Source organism: Angustibacter aerolatus (assembly GCF_054776675.1).
The window spans coordinates 1-2446 of the sequence record NZ_BAAHBM010000167.1; the positions used below are offsets into that span (position 1 = coordinate 1).

Consider the following 2446-nt stretch of genomic DNA (forward strand, 5'->3'; position numbering starts at 1 on the left):
CGGGCTCGGCACCGCCGGGTCGGGCGTCGTGCTGGCCGGCGTCGTGCCCGGCCTGTCGGCGCGCGGCGCGGAGCCGGCGCAGGCCGCGGTGTGGGGCGCGCACCTGCACGGGCGCGCTGGCGACCGGCTCGCCGTCGAGGTGGGGCCCTACGGCTACCTGGCACGCGAGCTGACCCCGATGCTGCCACGGGCCCTGGTCGAGGTCGAGCAGTAGCGCAAGAGTTTTTCTTTCCGGCTTTCGAGTAGCCGGACCCCCGTCGACGGGGACACGGTGTCGGTGGAACGGACGACCAGTTCACTGACACGGTACAGCAACAGTTGACGGAGGAACACGTATGTTCACGCACGTCCACGAGCTGCAGTTCGAGGCCAAGCCCGACGCCCCGGACCCCGCCTTCGCCCGCCGCTTCCAGGAGGTCCTGGGTGGCAAGTGGGGCGAGATGACCGTCGCCATGCAGTACCTGTACCAGGGGTGGAACTGCCGGCTCCCCGGCAAGTACAAGGACATGCTGCTCGACATCGGCACCGAGGAGCTCGCCCACGTCGAGATGATCACGACGATGATCGGCCGCCTGCTCGACGCGGCGCCGATGTCGGAGGACGACGCCAAGGGCAAGACGCTCAAGGCCGAGTGGGCCACCAGCAACCCGCAGCACCAGCTCGAGACCGGTGGCGGCGGCTACCCCAAGGACAGCAACGGCGTGCCGTGGAGCGGGGCCTTCGTCACGGCGAGCGGCAACCTCTACGCCGACTTCATGCTGAACGCCACGGCCGAGATGCAGGGCCGGCTGCAGGTGGCCCGGCTGTATCACATGACCGACGACAAGGGCGTGCACAACCTGATCCGGTTCCTGCTGACGCGTGACCACATGCACCAGATGATGTGGCTGCGTGCCGTCGAGGAGCTCAAGGCCGACGGCCTCGACCAGGTGCCGGTGCCCGCTGCGTTCGACCTCGACCAGGAGCACGACGAGTTCGCCCGGCTGTACGTGCACACCTCCGACGGCCCGAACGCCATGGACGGCGCGTGGGCCCAGGGCGAGGCGTACGACGGCAGCGGCCCGATCACGATCGAGGAGACCCCGCGCGCCCACGGCGACCGTCCCTCGCTGCCGCCGGGCGACCCGCGCCTGTACGGCACCCCGCCGGTCGACCCGCAGACCCTGTTGCAGCGGGCCAAGGACCTGCTGTGAGCCTGCCGCACGCGGTCGCCCGCTGGCTCTACGGCGTGATCGGCCTCGTCGCGCTCGTCGTCGGCGACGGTGCGACGCGTGCGGCAGCCGTGGTCCTGCTCGGCTACCTGCTCGCCCGGGTGCTCGTGAGCGCGGTGCGCGACGGAGGGGTGCACCTCGCCCCGCGGCACCCGGTGCGGACGCCCGCCGTCCGCTGACCAGCACGCCGGCCCCGTCCGCCCGTCACGGGTGGGCGGGGCCGTGCACGTCCACGGGCGCATGAACCGCCCTCCCTGGGGGTAGGGACCGCGCATGACGCGCGACCTGGCCGGCCGCGTCGCCCTGGTCACCGGCGGCGGCAGCGGCCTCGGGCGCGCCGTCTGCCTGTCGCTCGCCGCGGCCGGTGCGCACGTCGTGGTGGCCGACGTCGACGAGGTCGGTGCCGCCGGCACAGCCCGGCGCGTCGCCCGCGCAGGCGACAGCGGTGACGCGGTGCGGCTCGACGCGGACGACGGCGCGGCCGTCGACGACGTCGTCGACGGCCTCTTCGTCCGCTGGCGCGATGCCTTCGACTGCCTCGTGCACGTCGCCGTGCCGGGGGAGGTCGCGGCCGCCTCCGGCGACGCCTTCGTGCGCGGGCTGTTGGCGGGGGGAGCCCGCGTGCTGCCGGCCGACGTCGTCTCGATCGTCCCGCCCGGCGTCGGACCTGCCGCAGCCGCCCTGCTCGACGTCACGGAGTCGCTGCAGGCGCGGGCCCGCGAGCACGGCTGGCCGGTGCGCGTCTGCGCGCTGAGCCCGGCGGAGGTCGACGCCGCCGCGCACGCCCGCTGGGGCCTGCCGCCCGACCGGCTGCTCGATCCCGGGCACGTCGCCGACCTCGTGCGCACCGCGGTCACCCTCCCCGCCGACGTCGTGCTGCACCGCGCGGTGCTCGTCGGCCGCACGGAGCCACCTCGGTAGCCACGCAGCCCGCCCACCTCGGACGTCGTCCGGCTTGCAGACCGCGTGACCCCGGTGAGGATGGGGCCAGGCCCGGCGGCGTGCTCGTCGCGCGGGCGAGCGCTCCAGACCACGGGCGCCCCGACCGCTTCGGGGAGGCCACGTGCCCGTCGTCAGCGCATCACCCCCGCCGTGGGCCGGCAGCGTGCCCACCGGCCTGGCCGCCGTGGTGCCCCCGGCGCCGCGCGGCGTCGTGCACGCCCTCGACCTGGCCGCCGGTGCCGAGGCGCTGGCCGCCGCCGGGCGCTCGACCCGCGTCGTCGTGCGCGCCGAGC

4 protein-coding genes are annotated in these 2446 nt (G+C 74.8%); all 4 read left to right on the forward strand.

From position 1 onward, the window contains the following. A partial coding sequence (locus ACYVI6_RS18475) for an NAD(P)H-hydrate dehydratase (RefSeq protein WP_460447759.1) occupies positions 1-214 on the forward strand: 214 nt, incomplete at its 5' end. Positions 215-335: 121 nt separating this feature from the next. Beyond that, positions 336-1193, forward strand: a complete 858-nt coding sequence (locus ACYVI6_RS18480; RefSeq protein ID WP_460447760.1) for a manganese catalase — start codon at positions 336-338, stop codon at positions 1191-1193. After that, positions 1190-1390 (forward strand): hypothetical protein, encoded by a 201-nt coding sequence (locus ACYVI6_RS18485; RefSeq protein WP_460447761.1) that lies wholly within the window; start codon positions 1190-1192, stop codon positions 1388-1390. Before ACYVI6_RS18480 ends, ACYVI6_RS18485 begins: the two co-directional genes overlap by 4 nt. A 94-nt stretch (positions 1391-1484) precedes the next feature. Continuing rightward, positions 1485-2132 carry an SDR family NAD(P)-dependent oxidoreductase gene (locus ACYVI6_RS18490; RefSeq protein ID WP_460447762.1) on the forward strand — a complete coding sequence of 216 codons (648 nt, stop codon included), beginning with the start codon at positions 1485-1487 and terminating at the stop codon, positions 2130-2132. The last annotated feature ends 314 nt before the right edge of the window (positions 2133-2446 follow it).

Bases quoted from the DNA above. Each gene is read 5' to 3' on its own strand.
- ACYVI6_RS18480 (WP_460447760.1), top strand. From the start codon at position 336: ATGTTCACGCACGTCCACGAGCTGCAGTTCGAGGCCAAGCCCGACGCC.
- ACYVI6_RS18490 (WP_460447762.1), top strand. From the start codon at position 1,485: ATGACGCGCGACCTGGCCGGCCGCGTCGCCCTGGTCACCGGCGGCGGC.